We start from the raw sequence: 20837 nt of genomic DNA, 5'->3' as shown, positions 1-20837 counted from the left end.
TCCAGTCAGATACAGACTGGAGGCCCTGCTCACGTTCGTTCCGTCGGTCGCTGCCGTCAGGCGGTGAGCTCCACCACCAGCTCGACCTCGACCGGCGCGTCCAGCGGGAGCACCGCGACGCCCACCGCGCTCCGCGCGTGGACGCCGGCGTCGCCGAAGACCTCGCCGACCAGGGTCGACGCGCCGTTCGCGACACCGGGCTGGCCGGTGAACGACGGGTCCGACGCGACGAAGACCGTGACCTTGACGACACGGGCCACGCGGTCGAGCGAACCGGCGACCGACTGCACGGCGGCCAGGGCGTTCAGCGCGGCCACGCGAGCCTGCGCGGCAGCGGTCTCGGCGTCGACGTCGGTACCGACCTTGCCGGTCACGGGCAGGGCGCCGTCGACGAAGGGCAGCTGGCCCGCCGTGTAGACGTACTGGCCCGTCACGACGGCGGGCACGTAGGCGGCGACGGGCGCGGCGACCGCGGGGATCGTCAGGCCGAGTTCGGCGAGCCGGTCGGAGACGCTCATGCGTCGGCCTTGGGGCGCTTCAGGTAGGCGACGAGACCGCCCTCGGGCCCGGTGACGATCTGGACCAGCTCCCAGTCCTCGTCCCCGTAGTTGTTGAGGATCGCGGTGGTGTTGTGGATCATCAGCGGCGTGGTGAAGTACTCCCAGCGAGTCATGCGGTTCCTTGCCAGCCTTTCAGTCGGGGGTGTCGTTTAGGCTGCATCCTATGTCTGCCCAGAAGACGTCTGCATCGCGGACCAAGCCCGTCTCAGCAGTCGGCGCCTTCATCGGATTCGTCGGGTTCAGTGCCCTCGCCGGCCTGCTCGTCACGATCGGGGTCACCCCGGCCATCGCCGTCGCCGGTGTCACGACGACGTCCACGATCGGTGTGTTCGAGTCCCTGCCGGAGTACATCGAGATCGGTGACCTGCCGCAGCGCAACGAGCTGTACGCGTACTCGGGCGGCAAGTCGGTGCACTTCGCCACCCTGTACGACCAGAACCGCCAGGAGCTGAAGTTCGACCAGATCAGCGACCAGCTGAAGAACGCGGCGATCGACGGCGAGGACAAGCGCTTCTACGACCACGGCGGCGTCGACATGACGTCGCTCATCCGCGCCGGTGTGGGCAGCATCGCGGGCGGCCTCGGCGACTCGGGCGGTGGGTCGACGCTGACCATGCAGCTCGTCCGCAACATCAAGATGAACGAAGCCCTGAACCTCCCCACCAAGAAGGAGCAGGAGAAGGCCTACAACGAGGCCGTCGAGCAGACCATCCCCCGCAAGCTGGAGGAGATGAAGCTCGCGATCGGGCTGGCGAAGAAGTACTCCAAGAAGGAGATCCTCACCGCCTACCTGAACATCGCCTACTTCGGCGACCAGACCTACGGCGTGCAGGCCGCGGCGCAGCACTACTACAACAAGAGCGCGACCGACCTGACCCCGGCCGAGGCCGCGTCGCTCATCGCGATCGTGCAGTACCCCGAGGCGCGCAACCTGTCGAGCCCGAAGAAGTACGACGCCAACGTCGCCCGACGCAACGTCGTGCTCCGTTCGATGTACGCCCAGAAGAACCTCACCGAGGCCGAGTACCGCACGGCCCGCCAGTCGAAGCCGGCGGACTACGTGCACCTGACGCAGCCGTCGCAGGGCTGCCGTGCCTCGGTCGGCGACGGGTCGCAGTTCTTCTGCGACTACGCCAAGAAGGTCGTGCTCGAGATGTCGCAGCTCGGCTCGTCGCAGAAGGCTCGCGACACCGCGTGGCGGAACGGCGGCTACAAGATCCAGACGACGCTGAACATCGACCTGAACGCCGAGCAGAAGCGTCTGCTGAACACCTACGACAACAAGGCCGAGACGAACCTGGCCCTGGGTTCGACGCTCAACTCGATCGAGGCTGGCTCCGGCCGAATCATCACGATGGCACAGAACAAGGACTTCGACGAGTCCTTGAAGTCGGCGCCGACATCGACCTCGCTGAACTACAGCGTCGACGAGAAGTACGGCAGCTCGAAGGGCTTCCAGACCGGCTCGACCTACAAGTTGTTCACGCTGCTGGACTGGGTGAAGGCCGGACACGGGTTGAACGAGACCGTCAGCGGTGCTGAACGAGTGGTCACGCCGTGGACGATCTGCGGTCAGACCGACTACACGAAGTTCGACGTCTCGAACGACGCTCCCGGTGAAGGCGGCAACTGGAGTGTGCTGGGCGCCACCGCCGGCTCGATCAACGGTGCGTTCGCCTCGATGGCGCAGAAGCTCGACCTCTGCGACATCCGCGACATCGCGCAGTCGCTCGGTGTCCACCGTGCGGACGGCGCAGAGCTGCAGTACCAGAACCCTTCCGCGATCCTGGGCACGAACGAGATCGCCCCGATGACGATGGCTGCGGCGTACGCGGCCGTTGCGAACAACGGCATCTACTGCAAGCCGATCGCGATCGACGAGATCACGTCGCCGTCCGGCAAGAAGCTCGGCGGCCAGACCAAGGACTGCCAGCAGGCCGTCGATCCGGCCTTCGCCCAGGCAGCGATCTATGCAATGAAGGGCACGATCAGGAGCGGAACGGCAGTGGGCGCGCAGACGCCTGACGGCACCCAGCTGTTCGGCAAGACGGGTACCACCGACGAGGCTGACCAGATCTGGCTCGTTGGTGCGAGTTCGCGCGTGGCCACCGCCTACTGGCAGGGCAACACCGACGGTCGCAAGATCAACCTCCGTCACTTCAGCAACGGTGTCGGCGGAACGTACGCCGGAGACCGCGCCAAGGTCTGGCGGGAGGCGATGACCCCGATCAACGCGATCTACCCCGCTGGCCCGTTCACGGACCCGCAGCAGAACGCGATCCGAGGCAACGCCAAGGCACTGCCCAACCTGCAGGGCAAGACGGCGGACGAGGCCCGCGCGGCGATCTCGGGCGCCGGGTTCACCTACGTCGACGGCGGTGCGCGTCCCGGCCCGGGGAACCCCGGTTCCGTGACCTCGACGTCCCCGGCGGCGGGTGCGCTCCTGTCCTCGGGTTCGAGCGTCACCGTCTACACGTCCGACGGCACCCAGGCGACCGTTCCGGAGATCGGCGGCGACTCCCTCGGGGACGCCCGCTCGGCCCTGAACGATGCCGGGTTCACGAGCGTCACCCTCGCCGACAGCTACGCCAAGGGCGGCGGTGGCAAGACCTGCAAGGTCGCCGCGGTCGAGCCGGCGATCAACGCCACGGCGAACAAGAACGACAACGTGACGATCCAGCTCTACGGCGACAAGAACGGCAAGGCGCCCAAGGACTGCAAGTGACCCGCGGTCGCACCGCACTCGGCGTCCTCGCTGCCGGCGCGGCCGTCGGAGCTGCTTCGGCGGCGTGGGGCTCGCTCGTCGAGCGGCGTCGCTTCGGGATCCGGTGGGAGACTGTCCCGGTGCTCCCGCCGGGTTCCCGTGACGTCACTGTCCTGCACCTCTCCGACATCCACATGGCGCCGTGGCAGGCCGACAAGCAGCAGTGGCTGCGCGACCTGAGCCTGGTCGAACCGGACTTCATCGTGAACACCGGGGACAACCTCGGCCACGCGACCGCGAACGCTGCTGTTGAGTACGCGCTCGAGCCGTTCCGCGGGGTACCCGGTGTGTTCGCCTACGGGTCGAACGACTTCTTCGGGCCCTCCCCGCGCAACCCGCTCAAGTACTTCTCGGGGCCGAGCCGGATGCACAAGGCTGCGGAGCCCGTCGGTCTCGACATCGACCGGCAGACGGCGTTCTTCGAGTCGCTCGGCTGGCTCGACCTGAACGACCAGGCGCACGCGATCGAACTCCGCGGCTCCCGGTTCGAGCTGTTCGGCACCTCGGACGCGCACCGCGACTGGGACCGCCTCGACCTGCTCCCCACCAACGTCGACGAGATGCGCAGCGACGTGCCGTGGTCCGAGGACGAGGACGGCCCCGCTCCCATCGCGATCGGTGTCACGCACGCGCCGTACCGTCGCGTGCTCGATGCCTTCGTGACCCAGGGTGCCGACATCATCTTCGCCGGGCACACCCACGGCGGTCAGGTGGCGGTCCCCGGGGTCGGCGCGCTCGTCACGAACAGCGACCTCCCCCGCCGGTACGCCAGCGGGTTGCACAAGTGGGAGCACCGCAACCACTGGTCGTGGCTCGAGGTCTCGGCCGGTCTCGGCACCTCGATCTACGCGCCCGTCCGGTTCGCCTGCCGGCCCGAGGCCGTCGTGGTCACCCTGACCGCACGAGCTTCCTGAGCCGACGCGCCCGGGAGTTCACCGGATGGTCGTGAGCATCCCCGATCATCGGATAGTATTGTCTGGTTGCTCCGGTACGGAGTGATCACACCGCGGGGTGTGGCGCAGCTTGGTAGCGCGCCTCGTTCGGGACGAGGAGGTCGCAGGTTCAAATCCTGTCACCCCGACACTGTGTTGAGACAGTACGAAGAAGGCCCTGGTTCTGCGGAACCAGGGCCTTCTGCTTTCCCCTGGTCGGGCACTCGGGACTACACCTCCCGACACACGAGGCAGCAGCCGCTTCGCCAGCCGCGGTGACGCAGATAGCCTCGACAGCGATGCCAATCGCCGACCGGTACCGAGCTCGCGACTTGCTGGAAGCCTGCACGTCGAAGTTGGTCCGGTTGGCCGGACGAGGCCGGACTCGCCACGCGAGGAACACGACCGCGGTGGTCGTGCTCTCGGTCCTGCCCGGGTTGACGATCGCGTTGTACAGCCTCTTCGAGGCGTTGTCGTGACGACAAGATCATGGGCCTCCGTCCTGGCGTTCCTCACCGCACTCGTGCTGAGTGCGTTGCATGCGCACAACGCTGCGCAGTTCATCGCGCACTCTTCGGGCCGGACAGGATTGCTACCGCACCTGTTCCTGCCGGTGGTCCTCTGTTCCGTCCTGTCGCTGATCTACGGCCTTGTGATGACCAGCCCGTCGGCCATCGAGCAGCGACGGTGGGCCACGATCGGGTCGCTCTGCGCGGTCATCCCGGTTGCCGCGCTGTTCGGTTTCCTGACGCTCTTCGCGGTGCTCGGAACGGCTACGGACACGCACCCGGCGGGCTCGGTCGTATCTGCGTCCAGCCCCGCCATCGCGGCTGCAACGGTGCTCGTGTACGCGACAGCTCTCGGCCCGCAGATGCCGTGTTGGGCGCGTTGCAGTGGCCTCGTCGTGATTTCCGCTGTGCCGGTCCTCCTCGCGATCGCGAGGGTGTTGCTAGTGCCCTGACCGGCGAGAGCGAGTGAGACGCTGCGGTAACCTGAGCGTGTCATGCAGTATCCGAGCGCTCACCTCGCTGCGATAGCCCAGCAGATCCAAGCTCGTTTCCCGGAACTCGGCGCCGATCCCATCATGGCGAAGAGTCTCGAGAGCAACGTCGCCTCGATGATCAGCGAGGCCCACGAGCGCTACGCCGCAGGGACCGACGGCAGCGTCGTGAGCCACGCGTTCCTCGACCCCGAGCACCTGGCGACCGGCAGTCTGCACGCCGAGCACGCCCAGCACCCGGCCGGCGCCATGCTCGCGGCGGAGATGCTGTTCGACGCCTACCTGCCGGTCTTCGTCGACGAGGTCGGCGCGGCCTCCACCGCCGAGGTCCTGCGCGCCACCAGGGCCCTGCACGCCGGCATCTGGAGCCGGTTCCCGGCCGGGGCGGTCGCGTACACGGAGGCACTACGCCAACGCCTCACCACGGCGCACCTGGACTCCCGGACGCAGATCGCGCGTGACCTGCACGACCGCGTCGCCCACGGCATCCTCGCCGGGCTGCAGCGCCTCGACCTCGTCCTGCTGACGGATCCACCGGCGGACGAACGAGCCGATCAGCTCGACGACGCAGCGCGGTTGCTCCGGAGCGCACTCGGCGACGTCCAGGACCTCGCAGTGAGCCTGCACGCCCGGGTCGGGGATGCCCTGCTCGACGACGCGCTCCGACGGCACGTGCGCGATCTGTTCCCCGACGACGACCTCCTGTCCATCGAGTCGACCGGTGTCGCCGGTCCCCTGCCGAACTGGCAGGCCGAGGAAGCGCTGACGATCCTGCTCGAGGCGCTCACGAACCGCAGCAAGCACGCGCGTGGATCGACGGCTTCGGTGCGCTTCCTCTGGTCACCCGCAGCGCTGGTGGTGACGGTCGCCGATGACGGACCGGGCTTCGACGTGGAGAGCGACGCCGACGGCCGCCTCGGCCAGCAGACCATGCGCGAGCGTGCGGCGGTGATCGGCGCCCGGCTCGACGTCGAGAGCGTCCGCGGCAGCCGAGACCACGGCACCACCGTCCGACTGACCATCCCGAGGGGCACCCTGTGACCGTCACCCACGTCGCCATCGTCGACGACCACCGGCTCTTCCGCGAAGGACTCGCCACGATCCTGGCCGCGGTCCCCACGATCCGCGTCGTGGCGCACGGCGAGCGACCGGCCGAGGTGCTCGACTCCCCCGAGGCCGCCGCGATCGACGTCCTGCTGCTCGACGTCGAGCTGGACGGCCCGCCGGCACGGACGACGATCGCCACGGTTCGCCGCACCCGCCCGGACATCCGGGTGGTGGTGCTCACGATGCACCGGGATGCCGTCCTCCGCCGCACCCTGCTCGATGCCGGCGCGGTCGACTTCGTCACGAAGGACACCCCGAGCCGCGAACTCGTCGACCGGATCGCGCGGGCCGCACATGCCGACGCGGCACCCGTCACGTTCCCCGTCGACCTGGTGACCGAGGCCCGAGCCGGCTCACCGTTGAGCGACCGCGAGCTCGAGGTCCTGCGACTCCTCGCCGCCGCGCGCACCAACGCCGAGATCGCCGCCGACCTGCAGCTCGCGATCGGCACCGTCAAGCGGCACGTCTACAACGTCTTCCGCAAGCTCGACGTCGGTTCCCGCGTCGGGGCGGTCGCCGCAGCCACGCGCCTGGGCCTGCTCACCTGAGGCGCCACGGAACTTCGTGAGCAGCAATGGTCGGGTGCCCAGCGGACACCCGACCATTCCTGCTCACGAAGCGACCTAGACGGAGACCGACGCACCCGCGGGCACGAGCTTGCCGGCCGCGTGCAGCCCGGCCACGACGTCGAGCGCCTGGTGCCGGTACCGCGCCTGCGCAGCACCGGGCGACACGATCACGCCGTTCGCCCCGGTCGACGCCACGAGCGCGTTGATCTTCTCCGCGACCTGCTCGGCGTTGCCGTAGGCCTGACGCTCGGTGCGGGCCGCGATGAAGCGACGCTCGAGGTCGTTGAACTCGTACGCACGCGCCTCGTCCATCGAGACCGGTTCGGGCTTCCGGCCGGAGCGCATCCGGATGAAGGAGATCATGCCCGGGGCGCTCTGCTCGTCGATGACGGCGGGGTCCTCGTCGGTGACGACCTGCACACCGATCAGCGCGTTCGGCGTCTGGCGGAAGCGCGACGGACGGAACGAGTCGCGGTACAGGGCGAGTGCCGCCTCGGTGTTGTCGGACGCGAAGTGGTGGGCGAAGGCGAACGAGATGCCGAGCGCACCGGCGACCTGGGCGCTGTAGCCGGAGGACCCGAGCAGCCAGAACTCCGGCACGTCGCCGTAGCCCGGCACGGCGCGGATGCCCGCCAGCGGGTTCTCCGCGCCCATGCCGGTGAAGAACCCGATCAGGTCGGCCAGGCGGTCCGGGAAGTCGTCGACGTCGAGTCGGTCGGTGCGGCGGAGGGCCATCGCCGTCGCGCCGTCGGTGCCGGGAGCGCGCCCCAGCCCGAGGTCGACCCGGTCGCCGTACAGGGCACGGAGGGTGCCGAACTGCTCGGCGACGACGAGGGGCGCGTGGTTCGGCAGCATGACGCCACCGGACCCGATGCGGATGGTCGAGGTGGCCGCGCCCACGGCGCTCAGCAGCACCGCCGGGGCCGAGGACGTGATGCCCGGCATCCCGTGGTGTTCGGCGACCCAGAACCGCTCGTACCCGAGCTGCTCGGCGCGCACGGCCATGTCGATGGACCCCTGCAGGGCCTCGGTGTTGGACTGGCCGTACTCGCGGGTGGCCAGGTCGAGGACGGACAGGTGCAGGGTGTCGTCGGTCATGTGGTCACCAACACACGCCGGCGCACGGGCATTCCTGTGCACGCGACGGACTGGAGGCCCGTGGCGGCGCCGCCACGGGCCTCCAGTCCGTCTGCTGGGTGCGGACCGGACGCACGCCGGCACGAGCGGTCAGGCGCCGTCGAGGCGGCCGCCGGACTCCGTCAGGTAGCAGTTGGCGCAGAGCGACTCGTAGGCGACGTCGACGCCGTCGATCGCGACCTGGGAGCCGTCGAAGACGAACCGGCCGTCGACCGTCCGGGCGTTGAAGACCGCCTTGCGGCCGCAGCGGCAGATGGTCTTCAGCTCTTCGAGGGAGTGCGCGACCTCGAGCAGGCGGGCGCTTCCGGGGAACGCCTCGGTGCGGAAGTCCGTGCGGATGCCGTAGGTGATGACCGGGATCTCGTCGAGCACCGCGATGCGCAGCAGGTCGTCGACCTGCTGCGGGGTGAGGAACTGCGCCTCGTCGACGAGCACGCAACTGACGGGCCGCACCATCCCGTCCAGCCGGTCCGACTCGGGGTCGACCGCACCGGCGGCGGTCACCGCCTGCCGCACGTCGGCGTCCGGGGAGAACACGATGTCGACGGTCCGGGTGACGCCGAGGCGGGAGACGATCTCACGGTCGCCCTTGGTGTCCACCGCGGGCTTGGCGAGCAGAACCCGGTGCCCGCGCTCCTCGTAGTTGTAGGCCGCCTGCAGCAAGCCCGTGCTCTTGCCGCTGTTCATCGCGCCGTAGCGGAAGTAGAGCTTCGCCACTACGCGAGGAACCCGTCCTCGGCGGCCCGACGGATGAGGTCGGACTTCTTCGAGGCGGGGCGGCCCACCTTGCTGTACTTCTCGCGTACGCGACGCAGGTAGGTCTTGGCGGTCTCGTACTGCACGTTCATCTGCGCGGCGACCTCGTTCGTCGAGTAGCCGGACACGTAGAGCCGCAGCGCCTCTTCCTCACCGGCGCTGAGCTTCGGCCGCTGGTGCGCGGCGGCACCCGTCGGCAACGGACGCCACTCCCGGGGCTGCGGGGTCTCGCGGGCGACGCCCATGATCTCGCGGGCGACGTCCATGACCTCGCGCATCGGCAACGACTTCGACAGGAACGCCGCGGCGCCGGCGGCCAGGGCACGGTCGCGGGACTCACGGCTGTCGACGCTCGAGAGCACGATCACCTTCGCGCCGGCGGCACGGCAGGTGCGGACGCGGGCCTCGATGGAGACCGGTTCCTTGAGCTGGAAGTCGAGGAACACCAGGTCGGTCGGGAAGCTGTCGCTGTGGACCATCTCGAGCCAGGTGTGCGCGGTCAGGGCCAGGTCGAAGTCGAACGCGTTCACCGCGATCCAGCTCGACAGGCTGTCCAGCAGCACCTCGTGGTCGTCGAGGATGGCCAGCCGCACACGTCGTGCTCCCGGGTTCGGGAGGGACGGCGACCCCTCCGAGAGCCTGTTCGGGTCAGTGCTGGTCATAGGAGAACCTTAGTGCGAGGGCGGAAGGGCGGACCGCGACGTCGAGGTCGGGGAACGTCACGCGGAGGACGGCGAAGTAGGGGTCGAAGGTGCGGTGGATGCCGATGTCGGAGTCCGCGACGGCGAGCTCCACGTCGACGGACACACGGCCGGGTGCGGGTGCCTGCGCGGGTCGGGCCGCCAGGGCTGCCCGGGCCGCGGGGGCCGCGTGGTCCGCCGGGGCCGCGTGGTCCGCCGGGCGGGCCCGGGGTGCCGGGTCCGCCAGAGTGTCCGCTCGTCGCACCGTCGCGCGGAAGCCGGCCGGGTCGACGGTCGAGGCACGGAGGGCCGCACGGACGAAGGTGCGGACGACCGCCCGCTGGTCGGTGTCGAGCGTCGCGATCAGGCCGTCGGGGTCGTCGACCACCGGCGCCTGACCGCCGTCGACCCGGACGGCGTGCTCGAACCAGGTGCGGTCGGCGTCGGCGACCATGGACGCCCGGATGCCGTCGGCGATCGCACGGGCCCGGGCACGGTCGGCGTCGGTGATGACCACGCGCGTGCGGAGCTCGGCGAAGAACGGGGCGACGTCGCGGGACAGGATCGTCGAGCGGTCCTGCTGCACGCTCGCCGCGATGCCGTCCCGCTCGGCGCGTGCGACGGAGTACGACCCGGCACGGATCTGCACCCGTTCGGCGAGCCCCGCGAAGGTCCAGGCGAACACCGCGGACGCGGCGGTCAGCACGAGCGTCGGGGCCGCGGCCAGGAACGCCGCGACGGCGACCGGCACCTCGTGCGGGAACTCCGCGGCGCCCGCGCCCCAGGTCACGGCGTTCACCGCGGCCAGCACGAACCCGCCGATCGTCAGGTCGGTCCACGGGCGGTACGGCGCGACCATGACGATGCCGGTCGCGGTGATCAGGGACATGAAGTCGTTCAGGGCACTGCGGTCCGGCCCCCACTGCGCCGCGACGCTCGTGACCGACGCCAGGCCGAGCAACCCGACGTGCGCGACGAACGCCGACCGTGGGAACGGCGCACGGAACGGGCTCGAGGCAGCGAGCACCACCACCGCCGAGGCCGCGACGAGCAGCACGGTGAGGGCACTGAGGGTGGGGCTGCCCACGACGTCGCGGTCGAAGATCGACACGAGCAGTGCCCAGACGACGCTGCCGGCACCGAGCACGACGGCCAGTGGCCGCGACCCCATCGCGCCGAGCGGGTCGTACTGCTGGGCGGTGCGGCGGGACCCGCGCTGCCGAGCCGCCGTCATCGCTCGATCCCCCGGTCGTCGCTGACCGCCGGCACGGTGACCGCGCCGGTGACCGGTCCGTACGGCACGGTCATCATCACGCTCGTGCCGGAACCGGGCGACGACCAGATCTGGACGTCACCGCCGACCCGGCCGATCCGCTCACGCACCGAACCGCGGAGGCCCATCCGGTCGGCTCCGGTGGCGTCCTCGTCGAACCCACGACCGTCGTCGACCACCATGACGGTGCAGGACGCGCTGTCGTCGAACACGCTGACCTCTGCGGCGTCGGTCCCCGCGTGCTTCCGCACGTTGGCCAGGCACTGGCCGACGGCCCGGACCACCGCCGACAGCGCACGCTGGTCCAGGCGCTCGAGCGCGGAGGTGTCACCCGAGACGGTCACGTCGAGCCCGAGCGTCCGGTGCTCGTCGACCATGGTGCCGAACGCCTCGGCCGCGGCCCCGGGACGCGGGCGGGCGGCCGGCGCGAGCCACCCCTTGCCGGTGAGCACCGCGACGTCGGCGTCGACCGTCTCGGCGAGGTGCGGGTCCATCGGGCCGTCCGGCGCGAGGGCGATCGCGCCGAGGTGGTTGAGCACGGTGTCGTGCAGGATCGCGGACGCCTCGGCCTCGACCCCCGCGCGGTACGCGGACACGTGTTCTTCACGGGCAGAACGCAGGAGCTCGGGCTGCACCCGTTCGCTCCGCCCGGTGCTGCGGGTCGTGAAGAGCACGAGCGCGACCACGAAGCCCAGCGTGACCCAGGCGAGGATGAGCGGACGGGGCGACTGATCGGCATGCACGATGGCGATCCACGTGGCGAGTCGTCCGGTCAGGAAGCCGACGAAGGACCACAGCACGACGCGGCTCGGCACGGCGCCTGCTCCCCCGACCAGGATGAGCGGGATCACGACGAGGGACATCAGGTACGAGGTCACCCAACCGGTCGGCACCTGCTGCTGGACCCCGACGGCGAACCACCAGGCGCAGACACCGCCGACGGCCAGGAAGGCGATCGCCGAGACGCGGTTGCCGAACTGCACGTGCACGCCGATCATGGCGAGCATCGGGACGACCGCCAGCGCCGTGCCGACGACCTGCACCCCGGGCTCGGACAGGCCGTAGAGCACGAGCGTGATGGCCGCGGCCAACAGCGAGCCGATGGCGCCGGCGTGGAATGCGCGCACGGTCGACCACGCGTTCACTCGCGGTGCGAGGTGCGTGGGGATGCCGAGCACGAGGTGGATCCTTCCGGGTGGCGAGGGCGCCGTCCACGATCCAACCACCGGAGCAGCGGCCGTGTACCCCGAATCCGGGGCCGTGCGGCGACCCGCACGATGATAGCGGCCCGGACCGGGGTCTTGCTGTCCCCCGAACGTGGACCGGACACGACCCGGACGGACGCCCCTCAGAACAGCGTCTGCGCCGCAGCCGGCCGGAGCAGCCGCTGGTCGAACCCGGGGTCGGCGCGCTTCAGCGGTGACACCGTCGGCACCGACTGCTCCTGCGGCAGCGCCTGTGGCACGCCCGGGCCCAGCCCCTGCGGCGTCCCCGGCTGCAGCGTCCGCGGTTCCGAGAAGCCCATCGACCCCGTCGCCGGGTCCACTCGCCCCAGTCCGACCCCGTGCGCCGCCAGGATCGGGCGGATGCGCTCCGACAGCCACCGTCGGTAGTCCTTCGGCGCGTAGGTGTTGTCGAGGTACATCGCGCGGTACCGCTGCACCAGGTCGGGTCGCTCGCGGCCGAGCCACTCGAACCACCACGGCTTGACGCCCGGCCGCAGGTGCAGCGCCGAGTACATGATGCTCGTCGCGCCGGCCGCGGTCGCCCGACCGATGGCGTCGTCGAGGTGCGCCCGGGTGTCGGTGATGTACGGCAGCACCGGCATCAGGAACACCGCGCAGTCGAGCCCCGCGTCGCGGATGGCCCGCACGGTCGCCAGCCGGGCCGACGTCGTCGGGGTGCCGGACTCGACGGACTGCTGCAGCGAGTCGTCGTACACGGCGATCGACATCGCGAGGTCGACCGGCACCACCTTCGCCGCCTCGGCCAGCAACGGCAGGTCGCGGCGCAGCAGCGTGCCCTTCGTGAGGATGCTGAACGGGGTGCGCGACTCCGCCAGCGCCTCGATCACGCCGGGCATCAGCCGGTACCGCCCCTCGGCCCGCTGGTACGGGTCGGTGTTCGTGCCGAGCGCCACCGGGTGACGGTCCCACGAGGGCTTGCCGAGCTCACGACGCAGCACGTCGGCGACGTTCGTCTTCACCACGATCTGCTGGTCGAAGTCGGCGCCGCCGTCGAACTCCAAGTAGGTGTGGGTCGGGCGGGCGAAGCAGTACACGCAGGCGTGGCTGCACCCGCGGTACGGGTTGATCGTCCAGCCGTAGGTCCCCGACCCGTCCGCGCTCGGCACCCGGTTCAGGGCGCTCTTCGCCAGGACCTCGTGGAAGGTCACCCCGGCGAACTCGGGCGTCGTCACACTCCGGACGAACCCGCTGTTCGATTCCATCCCGGGCAGCGCGTCGCTCTGCTCGGCGTCGATCGCCTGTCCACTCCACCGCATGCCGTCATTCGAACACACGTTCGAACAGACCGCAAACCCGAGCGGACCACGACAGGTCTCAGTGGTGCAGGCCGAGCACCTTCGCCGTGCGCTCGAGCGTGGCGTCGGCCAGAGCCGGGTCGTCCCCCAGGTCCTGCCCGTAGGTCGGCACCATCGCGCGGACGTCGTCCTGCCAGCCGTCCCACCGGTCCGGGAAGCACCGGCGCAGCATCGTGAGCATGATCGGCACGGCGGTCGAGGCACCCGGCGACGCCCCGAGCAGGCCGGCGATCGAGCCGTCGGCGGCGGTGATGACCTCGGTGCCGAACTGCAGCACACCGCCCTTGTCCTTGTCGGGCTTGATCACCTGGACACGCTGCCCCGCGGTGATGCGGTGCCAGTTCTCGGGCTCGGCGCTCGGCATGAAGTCGCGGAGCGCCTCGAACTTGGTGTGCTTCGACGCGAGGAGCTGGCCGACCAGGTAGCGGACCAGGTCGAAGTTCGAGAACGCGACGCTCAGCATCGGGCGGAGGTTGTGCGGTCGGATCGAGCGGAACAGGTCGAGGACCGAGCCCTGCTTCAGGAACTTCGGGCTGAACCCCGCGTACGGCCCGAACATCAGCGACGACCCACCGTCGACGATACGGGTGTCGAGGTGCGGCACCGACATCGGCGGGGCACCGACACTGGCCTTGCCGTAGACCTTGGCGGAGTGCTTCTGCACCACCTCGGGGTCGTCGGTGCGCAGGAACTCGCCCGACACCGGGAAGCCGCCGTAGCCCCGGATCTCCGGGATGCCGGACTTCTGCAGCAGGTGCAGGGCTCCGCCGCCGGCACCGACGAAGACGAACTTCGCGGCGATGCGCTGCGTCGACCGGCCGATCTCGTTGCGGACGTTGAGCACCCAGCCCTCGGACACCTTCGAGCGGGTCAGGTTGGTGACCTGGTGCGAGGGTTCGAACTCGACACCGTCGATCTCGAGCTGGTCGAAGAGCTGGCGGGTGAGCGACCCGAAGTCGACGTCCGAGCCGGCTGCCGAGTAGGTCGCCGCGATCGGCTGGTCCTTCTTGCGGCCGGGGATGAGCGCCGGTGCCCACTTCCGGATCTGCGCCGGGTCGTCCGAGAACTCGATGCCCGCGAAGAGCGGGTGGTCCCGCATGGCCTCGTACCGGGCGCGCATGTAGGCGACGTTGGCCTCGCCCCACACGAAGGAGATGTGCGGCGTGGGGTTGATGAAGTTCGTGGGCTCCGGCAGCACGCCGGTCTCGACCAGGTGCGCCCAGAACTGCCGCGAGACCTGGAACTGCTCGTTGACCGTGACGGCCTTCGCGATGTCGACGCGGCCGTCCGGCAGTTCCGGCGTGTAGTTCAGCTCGCACAGTGCCGAGTGGCCGGTGCCCGCGTTGTTCCACGGGTTCGAGGACTCCTGCGCCACCGTGCCGAGCCGCTCGTACACGCGGATCTTCCAGCTCGGCTCGAGCTTGTGGATGATGGCCCCGAGCGTGGCACTCATGATGCCTCCGCCGATCAGGACGACGTCGATGGGGTCCACCTGCTGCTCTGCCACCCGTCGATCCTACCGGCGGCATCCGACAGACGGACAGGAGGCCCGTGGCGGTGTCGCCACGGGCCTCCTGTCCGTCTGCTGGTCGCGCTCGGGGCGCACTACGCGTCGACGGAGCGGCGCGCGACGATCGTCTCGGCGATCTGCACCGCGTTGAGCGCGGCACCCTTCCGCAGGTTGTCGTTGCTGACGAACAGCACGAGGCCGCGGCCCTCGGGCGCGGACTGGTCCGCGCGGATGCGGCCGACGAACGCCGGGTCCTGGCCGGCGGCCTGCAGCGGGGTCGGGACGTCGGAGAGTTCGACCCCGGGTGCGCTCGACAGGATCTCGGTCGCACGTTCGGGCGACAGCGGACGCTCGAACTCGGCGTGCACCGAGATGGAGTGCCCGGTGAACACGGGGACGCGCACGCAAGTGCCGGCGACGAGCAGGTCGGGCAGCTCGAGGATCTTCCGACTCTCGTTCCGGAGCTTCTTCTCCTCGTCGGTCTCGCCCAGGCCGTCCTCGACGATGCTGCCGGCGAGCGGCACGACGTCGAAGGCGATCGGGCGGACGTACTTGACGGGCTCGGGGAACGTCACGGCGGACCCGTCGTGCGTCAGCGCAGCGGTGTCCTGCTCGAGCGCGGCCTTCGCCTGGCCCAGGAGTTCCTCGACCCCGGCGAGCCCGGAACCCGAGACCGCCTGGTAGGTCGTGGCGACGAGTCGGCGGAGCCCGGACTCGGTGTCGAGCACCTTGAGCACCGGCATGATCGCCATGGTCGTGCAGTTCGGGTTCGCGATGATCCCCTTCGGCGCCTGGTCGATGGCGTGCGGGTTCACCTCGCTCACGACGAGCGGGACGTCGGGGTCCATGCGCCAGGCGCTCGAGTTGTCGACGACGAGTGCCCCGGCGGCGGCGAACTTCGGCGCGAGCGCCCGCGAGGCGGTGGCCCCGGCGGAGAACAGCGCGATGTCGATGCCGGACGGGTCGGCGAGCTCGGAGTCCTCGACCACGATCTGCTCGCCCCGGAACGGCAGCGTCGTGCCGGCGGAACGGGCGCTCGCGAAGAAGCGGACCCGGTCGGCCGGGAACGCGCGCTCTTCGAGCAGGCGACGCATCACGGCGCCGACCTGGCCGGTGGCGCCGACGACGGCGACGGTGAGGGTGCTCATGCGGTGCTCCTGGTGGTTCAGCGGATCGACGGGTCGGCGGGCGTCAGCGGCCGGTGCCGGCGTAGACGACGGCCTCGGCGTCGGCGTCGAGGCCGAACGCGCTGTGCACGACGCGCATCGCCTCGTTCAGGGTGTCGGCGCGGGTGACGACCGAGATGCGGATCTCGGACGTGGAGATCATCTCGATGTTGATCGACGCGTCGTGCAGGGCGCGGAAGAGCTGCGCCGAGACGCCGGCGTTCGTGCGCATGCCGGCGCCGACCAGGGCGAGCTTGCCGATCTGGTCGTCGTACTGGATGCTCTCGTAGCCGATGTCGGCCTTCGCGACCTCGAGCGCCGTCAGCACGGTCTGGCCCTGGTCCTTCGGCAGGGTGAACGAGATGTCCGTCCGCCCGGTCGACGCTGCCGACACGTTCTGGACGATCATGTCGATGTTCGCCCCGGCGCGTGCCACGTTGGTGAAGATCTCGGCGGCCTTGCCCGGCTGGTCCGGGACCCCCACGACGGTGATCTTGCCCTCGGAGAGGTCTCCGGCGATCCCGGTGATGATCGGTTCTTCCACGGTTTCCCCCTCGGCAGGGTTGTAGACGATGGTGCCCTCGTTGTTGTTGAACGAGGACCGGACGTGCAGGGTGACGCCGTGCCGCCGGGCGTACTCGACGGCGCGGATGTACAGGACCTTGGCACCCGAGGCTGCGAGCTCGAGCATCTCCTCGCTGGTGACGCGGTCGACCTTGCGGGCCTTCGGCACGACGCGGGGGTCGGCGGTGAAGATGCCGTCGACGTCGGTGTAGATCTCGCAGACGTCGGCGTCGAGTGCTGCGGCGAGGGCGACGGCCGTGGTGTCCGAGCCGCCACGGCCGAGCGTGGTGATCTCGCCCGTGGTGCGGTTGAAGCCCTGGAACCCGGCGACGATCGCGACGTGACCGGAGTCGAGCGCCTCGCGCACGCGCTTCGGGGTGACGTCGACGATGCGGGCCTTGCCGTGCTGGGCGTCGGTGAGCATGCCGGCCTGGCTGCCGGTGTAGGAGGACGCTTCGACCCCGAGGCTCTTGATCGCCATCGCGAGCAGCGCCATCGAGATGCGCTCCCCCGCGGTCAGGAGCATGTCGAGCTCACGGCCGGCGGGGATCGGCGTGACGGAGTGCGCCAGGTCGACGAGTTCGTCGGTGGTGTCGCCCATCGCCGACACCGCCACGACCACGTCGTTGCCGGCCTTCTTCGTCTCGACGATCCGCTTCGCCACGCGCTTGATGCTCTCGGCGTCCGCGACGGATGAACCACCGAACTTCTGCACGATCAAGGCCACTGGCTGGTACTCCCGGAGACGGCGACACCGCGAGGTCTCGCGGTCTCACAATGGTAGTCGGTGTTTCGGGGATGTTGCGTGCGAGCGGGCCCCGACGCAAGGATCCTGCGTGGCGGTCAGCCGCCGACGACGCGGCGCCCTTCGAAGGCACGACCGAGCGTGACCTCGTCGGCGTACTCCAGGTCGCCGCCGACCGGCAGCCCCGACGCGAGCCGGGTGGTGCGGATGCCCATCGGGACGAGCAGCCGACTGAGGTACGTCGCCGTCGCCTCGCCCTCGAGGTTGGGGTCGGTCGCGATGATGACCTCGGCCACGGTGCCGTCGGCCAGACGCGTCATGAGCTGCTGGATGCGGAGGTCGTCCGGTCCGATGCCGTCGATCGGGCTGATCGCCCCGCCGAGCACGTGGTACAGCCCGCGGAACTCTCGTGTGCGCTCGATCGCCGCGACGTCCTTCGCCTCTTCCACCACGCAGATCGTCGCCGGCGAGCGGCGCGGGTCGCGGCAGATGCTGCACTGGACGTTCTCGGTGACGTTGCCGCAGATCTCGCAGAAGCGGACCCGCTCCTTGACGTCGGCCAGCAGCTCGGACAGACGACTCGGGTCGAACGACTCGGTCTGCAGGATGTGGAAGGCGATGCGCTGCGCCGACTTCGGGCCGATGCCGGGCAGGCGGCCGAACTCGTCGATGAGGTCCTGGACGATCCCGTCGTACATCAGGCACCGTCCTGGTGGAGAGCGGTCTCCTCGATGAACTGGGCGTTGAGGATCTCACGCACGACGGCCTCGCCGTACCGACCGGCGACCGGCGCCCGGCGTGCGGGCGGTGCGGTGCGGGCGGGAGCGGCGGCGGGCTGGGCCGCACGCTGCGGGGCGGCCTGCTGCGTCGGGGCTGCCGGCGCGGCGGCTGCGGGCGCTGCGCCGCGTCCGATCCCCGGGTCGGGGAACGGGGCACCGTCGTCGTACGGTTCGTCGTCGAGCGGGTAGTCGTCGACCGGGACGCCCGGCACGACGGGACCGCCGGGAGGCACGGCTCCCGCTCCGGACGCCGCCTGCGGACCCGGGGTGGTCGGGCCGTCGGGCTGCCCGGCCGTGGCAGCGCCCGGTCGCGCGGGTGCGGCCGACGGTGTCGGCTCGGCCGGCTGGGGCGTGCTCGTCTCGGCGGGGGCGACCGGCGCGGACGCCGGCACGGTGCCGAAGGGTGCTGCCCAGCTGGGCTCGACGGACTCCGGGACGGCGTCGGCGGTGGGGTCGCTGGCGGGGATCGTCGCGACCGCCCAGTCCGTCACCGGCGCACCGGATGGAGCGGGGGCCGGTTCGGCCGGTGCCTGGTCGCGCTGCGGGGCGGACGCGGTCGGCGCTGCCTTCGGCTCCGGCGCGGACTTCGGCGCCGCCGCGGACTTCGGCGCGGGCGCTGCCGTCGGCGCAGGAGGTGCCGTCGACTCGGGTGCTGCCGACGCGGCCTTCGGCTCGGCGGCAGGGGCAGCCGTCGACGTGGGCTCACCAGCGGAAGCCGGCGCCGGGGACTCCGGTACTGCGGGCGCCGGCGCCGGGGCCGCGGCGGCGGGCGCCTGGGCAGCGGGCGCCGGACGCTGGGCCGGTGCGGCCTGCTGTGCCGGAGCCGACTGCTGCTGCTGCTGCTGCTGCTGCTGGGGACGCTGCTGCTGTCCGGGCCCGCGGGCGACGAACTTCACGCGCAGACCGAGGACGTCCACGATGGCGGCGCGGAGCAGTTCGCTGACGCTCGCCGAGGGGTCGGACATCTCCTTGAACGAGGCGACGTCCTGCTGGCTCGGGAACGTCAGCGTCAGCACGTCGTCGCGGAGCGCGGTGACCTGCGCCGTGACGACCACCGACCACGCCGAACGCTTGGCGTGCTGCACGTGCTCGACGATCTGCGGCCAGGAGTCGCGCATCTGCTGGAAGCCGACGGCACCGACGGTCCGGACGGCGGGCTCGTCCCCGATCGTCGTGCCCTGACCGGTGGACGACGGGCTGACCGGCTCGGCCGCGGGCTTCGAGGGCTCCGGCTTCGAGGGCTCGGACTTCGCGGGCTCGGCCGAGGTCTGCGCGGGTGCTCCAGGAGTGCTCGGAGCGACCGCTGCCCACGACGCTGCGGCGTCACGGGCCACGGCTCCGGAGTCGGCCTGCGGCGCGGCGGGCTGCTCGACGGGACGCTCGGGCGTCGCACGAGCCGCTGCCGGAGCGGGCGTCGGGGCGAGGGAGGGAGCAGGCGCTGCGGGAGCCGCGGCTGCCGGCTGCTCACGACGCGGTGCAGCGGCGACGGCGGGAGCGGACTGCTCGCCGGCACCGGCCTGGTGTCCACCGGCGTCGTGTCCACCGACGTCACCCACCCCGACGCGACGTTCCAGGCGCTCCACCCGGGCGAGGGCTCCGCGCTGGGTGTCGTCGGCCTCGGGCACGAGCATGCGGGCCGTCATGAGTTCGAGGTGCAACCGGGGCGAGGTCGCGCCGGTCATCTCGGTGAGGGCACGGTTCGCGATGTCGGCGGAGCGGGAGAGCCCGGTCGCGCCGAAGACCCCGGCCTGGCGGCTCATGGTGTCGAGTTCTTCCGGTGAGACCCCGCGCAGGACGGCGGCGGCGCTCTCGTTCGTCGCCGCGACGACGATCAGGTCACGCAGGCGCTCGAGCAGGTCCTCGACGAAACGGCGGGGGTCCTGTCCGGTCTGCACGACGCGGTCGATCGCGGCGAACGCGGACGCCGGGTCGGCGACGGCCAGGGCGTCGACGACGTCGTCGAGCAGGGCGGCGTCGGTGTAGCCGAGCAGGGCCACGGCACGCTCGTAGGCGATCGCACCGTCTTCGCTGCCGGCCATCAGCTGGTCGAGCAGCGACAGGGTGTCACGGACGGATCCACCGCCGGCACGCACCACCAGGGGCAGGACGCCGGGGGCCACCGACACGGACTCCTGCGTGCAGAGCTGCTCGATGTACTCGAGCATCACCGCGGGCGGGACGAGCCGGAACGGGTAGTGGTGGGTGCGCGACCGGATGGTGCCGATGACCTTCTCGGGCTCGGTCGTCGCGAAGATGAACTTGACGTGCTCCGGCGGTTCCTCGACCAGCTTGAGCAGCGCGTTGAAGCCCTGCGGCGTCACCATGTGTGCTTCGTCGAGGATGAAGATCTTGTAGCGGTCGCGAGCCGGCGCGAACACGGCACGATCGCGCAGGTCACGCGCGTCGTCGACACCGTTGTGGCTCGCGGCGTCGATCTCGATGACGTCGAGCGAACCGCTGCCGTCGCGGGCGAGTTCCACGCAGCTCGGGCAGACGCCGCACGGGGTGTCGGTCGGGCCCTCGGCGCAGTTCAGGCAGCGCGCCAGGATGCGGGCCGATGTCGTCTTGCCGCAGCCACGGGGCCCGCTGAACAGGTAGGCGTGGTTGACGCGGTTCGTGCGGAGCGCCGTGCGGAGCGGGTCGGTGACCTGCGACTGCCCGATCAGCTCGGCGAAGTTCTCGGGCCGGTAACGGCGATACAGGGCGGTGACCACGCGACAAGGGTAGCCGTCACGACCGACAACCCGCGTGCC

General features: G+C 70.6%; 18 protein-coding genes and 1 tRNA gene. 6 read left to right on the top strand and 13 right to left on the bottom strand.

Annotation, left to right across the window (positions count from 1 at the left end):
* Positions 1-56: 56 nt before the first annotated feature.
* Together DEJ09_RS07920 and DEJ09_RS18085 are read right to left on the bottom strand one after the other, a co-directional pair.
* On the bottom strand, positions 57-518 hold the full coding sequence (locus DEJ09_RS07920; RefSeq protein WP_071405006.1) for a RidA family protein: 462 nt from the start codon (positions 516-518) through the stop codon (positions 57-59).
* The gene (locus tag DEJ09_RS18085; protein WP_181433306.1) at positions 515-673 is read right to left on the bottom strand and encodes a hypothetical protein; all 159 of its coding nucleotides are present in this window, start codon (positions 671-673) and stop codon (positions 515-517) included. The genes DEJ09_RS07920 and DEJ09_RS18085 overlap by 4 nt, the downstream gene beginning before the upstream one ends.
* A 50-nt stretch (positions 674-723) precedes the next feature.
* Between DEJ09_RS18085 and DEJ09_RS07915 the strand changes: the two genes are divergently transcribed.
* The 6 genes from DEJ09_RS07915 (at position 724) to DEJ09_RS07885 (ending at position 6911) form a co-directional block, all read left to right on the top strand.
* On the top strand, positions 724-3285 hold the full coding sequence (locus tag DEJ09_RS07915) for a transglycosylase domain-containing protein (protein ID WP_111088135.1): 2562 nt from the start codon (positions 724-726) through the stop codon (positions 3283-3285).
* Positions 3282-4238 carry a metallophosphoesterase gene (locus DEJ09_RS07910; RefSeq protein WP_111088134.1) on the top strand — a complete coding sequence of 319 codons (957 nt, stop codon included), beginning with the start codon at positions 3282-3284 and terminating at the stop codon, positions 4236-4238. The genes DEJ09_RS07915 and DEJ09_RS07910 overlap by 4 nt, the downstream gene beginning before the upstream one ends.
* Positions 4239-4331: 93 nt before the next feature.
* Positions 4332-4405: transfer RNA gene (locus tag DEJ09_RS07905), tRNA-Pro, on the top strand.
* A 326-nt stretch (positions 4406-4731) separates the two neighbouring features.
* Positions 4732-5217, top strand: coding sequence for a hypothetical protein (locus DEJ09_RS07895; RefSeq protein WP_111088132.1), 486 nt, complete (start codon positions 4732-4734; stop codon positions 5215-5217).
* 123 nt (positions 5218-5340) lie between these two features.
* Positions 5341-6297, top strand: coding sequence for a sensor histidine kinase (locus DEJ09_RS07890; protein ID WP_111088131.1), 957 nt, complete (start codon positions 5341-5343; stop codon positions 6295-6297).
* Positions 6294-6911 carry a response regulator gene (locus tag DEJ09_RS07885; protein ID WP_111038066.1) on the top strand — a complete coding sequence of 206 codons (618 nt, stop codon included), beginning with the start codon at positions 6294-6296 and terminating at the stop codon, positions 6909-6911. The genes DEJ09_RS07890 and DEJ09_RS07885 overlap by 4 nt, the downstream gene beginning before the upstream one ends.
* A 75-nt stretch (positions 6912-6986) precedes the next feature.
* Here the strand turns inward: DEJ09_RS07885 and DEJ09_RS07880 are convergent, their stop codons facing one another.
* From DEJ09_RS07880 to DEJ09_RS07830, 11 genes are all read right to left on the bottom strand, one after another.
* Positions 6987-8030: an LLM class flavin-dependent oxidoreductase gene (locus DEJ09_RS07880; protein WP_111029414.1), complete on the bottom strand. Its 1044-nt coding sequence runs from the start codon at positions 8028-8030 to the stop codon at positions 6987-6989.
* A gap of 129 nt (positions 8031-8159) precedes the next feature.
* Entirely contained in the window at positions 8160-8786 is a 627-nt protein-coding gene (locus DEJ09_RS07875) for a thymidine kinase (RefSeq protein ID WP_111054437.1), read from the bottom strand.
* A complete protein-coding gene (locus tag DEJ09_RS07870; RefSeq protein WP_035808846.1) occupies positions 8786-9487 on the bottom strand; it encodes a response regulator transcription factor in 702 nt (233 codons plus the stop codon). The genes DEJ09_RS07875 and DEJ09_RS07870 overlap by 1 nt, the downstream gene beginning before the upstream one ends.
* Positions 9474-10739: a hypothetical protein gene (locus DEJ09_RS07865; RefSeq protein WP_111088130.1), complete on the bottom strand. Its 1266-nt coding sequence runs from the start codon at positions 10737-10739 to the stop codon at positions 9474-9476. Before DEJ09_RS07865 ends, DEJ09_RS07870 begins: the two co-directional genes overlap by 14 nt.
* The gene (locus tag DEJ09_RS07860) at positions 10736-11956 is read right to left on the bottom strand and encodes a sensor histidine kinase (RefSeq protein WP_111088129.1); all 1221 of its coding nucleotides are present in this window, start codon (positions 11954-11956) and stop codon (positions 10736-10738) included. Before DEJ09_RS07860 ends, DEJ09_RS07865 begins: the two co-directional genes overlap by 4 nt.
* 170 nt (positions 11957-12126) lie before the next feature.
* Complete coding sequence (locus DEJ09_RS07855) at positions 12127-13281, bottom strand: Rv2578c family radical SAM protein (protein ID WP_111088128.1); 1155 nt, start codon at positions 13279-13281, stop codon at positions 12127-12129.
* Positions 13282-13339: 58 nt separating this feature from the next.
* Entirely contained in the window at positions 13340-14827 is a 1488-nt protein-coding gene (locus DEJ09_RS07850) for a malate:quinone oxidoreductase (RefSeq protein WP_111029411.1), read from the bottom strand.
* A 98-nt stretch (positions 14828-14925) separates the two neighbouring features.
* The gene (locus tag DEJ09_RS07845) at positions 14926-15978 is read right to left on the bottom strand and encodes an aspartate-semialdehyde dehydrogenase (protein ID WP_071405015.1); all 1053 of its coding nucleotides are present in this window, start codon (positions 15976-15978) and stop codon (positions 14926-14928) included.
* A 43-nt stretch (positions 15979-16021) separates the two neighbouring features.
* Positions 16022-17287, bottom strand: coding sequence for an aspartate kinase (locus DEJ09_RS07840; RefSeq protein WP_017888681.1), 1266 nt, complete (start codon positions 17285-17287; stop codon positions 16022-16024).
* 116 nt (positions 17288-17403) lie between these two features.
* Entirely contained in the window at positions 17404-18003 is a 600-nt protein-coding gene (gene recR, locus DEJ09_RS07835; protein WP_017888680.1) for a recombination mediator RecR, read from the bottom strand.
* Complete coding sequence (locus DEJ09_RS07830) at positions 18003-20798, bottom strand: DNA polymerase III subunit gamma and tau (protein ID WP_111088127.1); 2796 nt, start codon at positions 20796-20798, stop codon at positions 18003-18005. Before DEJ09_RS07830 ends, recR begins: the two co-directional genes overlap by 1 nt.
* Between the last annotated feature and the right edge of the window lie 39 nt (positions 20799-20837).

This window comes from Curtobacterium sp. MCLR17_055 (genome assembly GCF_003234305.1).
Taxonomy (GTDB): Bacteria; Actinomycetota; Actinomycetes; order Actinomycetales; family Microbacteriaceae; genus Curtobacterium; species Curtobacterium flaccumfaciens.
Note: the sequence above shows the minus strand (reverse complement) of the source record. Positions and strands in the feature narration are given on the sequence as shown.